This window comes from Kitasatospora sp. NPDC007106 (assembly GCF_040634455.1).
Taxonomy (GTDB): Bacteria; Actinomycetota; Actinomycetes; order Streptomycetales; family Streptomycetaceae; genus Kitasatospora; species Kitasatospora arboriphila.
Genome location: NZ_JBEYFP010001416.1, coordinates 1 through 1,107 on the forward strand (window position 1 = coordinate 1; position 1,107 = coordinate 1,107).

Annotated in this window: 1 protein-coding gene and 1 pseudogene; both read left to right on the forward strand. The window is 79.0% G+C overall.

What is annotated here, in order from left to right:
• A partial coding sequence (locus tag ABZ641_RS38920; protein WP_359989436.1) for an ATP-binding cassette domain-containing protein occupies window positions 1–806 on the forward strand: 806 nt, incomplete at its 5' end.
• Window positions 803–1,107, forward strand: a pseudogene (locus ABZ641_RS38925) (ECF transporter S component); the annotation flags it as partial. The gene ABZ641_RS38920 and the pseudogene ABZ641_RS38925, both read left to right, overlap by 4 nt.

Genomic DNA, 1,107 nt, shown 5'->3' on the forward strand with positions numbered 1-1,107 from the left:
GGCTCGCGGACCGCACCCCGCCCGCGGCCGCGGCGCCGGGCGGGGAGGTGCTGGCCGCCGTCGACCGGCTGGTGGTCGAGCGCGGGCCCGTCCCGGCGCTGCGCGGCATCGGCCTGGAGCTGCGGGCGGGCGGGACCACCGCGCTGATGGGCCGCAACGGCGCCGGCAAGTCCACCCTGCTCGGCAGCCTGGTCGGCCTGCACGCCCCGTCCGGCGGCAGCGTCCGGGTCGGCGGCCTCGTCCCGCACAGGGCCAGGCCCGCCGAACTCGTCCGGAGGATCGGGCTCGTTCCGCAGGAGCCCCGCGACCTGCTGTGCACCGAGAGCGTCGGCGCCGAGTGCGCCTCCGCCGACAAGGACGCCGGCGCCCCCGCCGGCACCTGCCGGGCCCTGGTCGCCGGACTGCTGCCCGGTCTGGCCGACGACCGACACCCGCGCGACCTCTCCGAGGGCCAGCGGCTCACCCTGGCGCTGGCCGTGGTGCTCACCGCCGCACCCCCGGTGATCCTGCTGGACGAGCCGACCCGCGGCCTCGACTACGCCGCCAAGGCCCGCCTGGTCACGGTGCTGCGCGGCCTCGCCGAGGCCGGGCACGCCGTCCTGCTGGCCACCCACGACGTCGAGCTCGCCGCCGAACTCGCCCACCGCACCGTGGTGCTGGCCGAGGGCGAGGTCGTCGCCGACGGCCCGACCGCCGAAGTCGTCACCGCCGCACCGTCCTTCGCCCCGCAGATCGCCAAGGTCCTCGCGCCGCAGCCGTGGCTGACGCTCCGCCAGATCACTTCGGAGCTCGGGGAGGAGCTGTGAGCGCGCCGGCCGGCCCGGCCCCGCTCGGGCGGCGCTCCGGCCCGGCGCTCGCCCTGCTCTCGGCGATCGGCGTCACCGCCTTCGGCTGGCCGCTGCTCGCCTCCCCCGGCTCCGACCTGGTCGGCCACTCCGCCGACGCGCCCTGGCTGTTCGCCCTGATGCTGCCGCTGCTGCTGGCCGTGGTGGTCGCCCAGATCTCCGAGGGCCGCTCGGCCGGCGGCGGCGCCCCCGGCCTGGACGCCAAGGCCGTCGCCCTGCTCGGGGTGCTGGCCGCGGCCGGGGCGGCGCTGCGGCCGCTCGG